At 72.0% G+C, this 403-nt stretch carries 1 protein-coding gene; it reads left to right on the top strand.

Annotated features, from left to right (window positions below; all coding sequences use genetic code 11):
- A partial coding sequence (locus ACYQ0J_RS00770) for a metal-dependent hydrolase (RefSeq protein ID WP_460170294.1) occupies positions 1-403 on the top strand: 403 nt, incomplete at both ends.

The following is a 403-nucleotide window of genomic DNA, read 5'->3' as shown; positions in this document are numbered from 1 at the left end:
CCCCTCCGCCAGGCGGCCCCGGGGGCCTATGGAGCCTTCCTGACGGGCTACCTCTCCCACCTCCTCCTGGACACCATGAATGTGAACGGGGTGCCCCTCCTCTGGCCCTGGCGGGTGCAGTTCTTCTTCTTCCCCTCCCGGGAGTGGAGAATCCGCTACGCCTCCCCCCAGGAGGCCACCCTGGCCCTCTTCCTCGCCCTCTCCGGCTTCGCCCTCTGGCCCCTCTCGGGCCAGGGCTTCGCCTCCGCCTTCCGCCACCTGGTGGGGACGCCGGAGGTGGCCGTGCTGGACTACCTGGACTGGCGGGGCCGCTGGGAGGTCTGGGCCGAGGTGAGGGGCTTCAACCGCGAGACCCAGGAGCCCGTGGAGGGGCGCTTCCTGGTGGTGGAGGCCCTGGGGCGGG

Source organism: Thermus sp. FJN-A (assembly GCF_054655095.1).
This window is presented reverse-complemented; position numbering and strand designations above follow the sequence as displayed.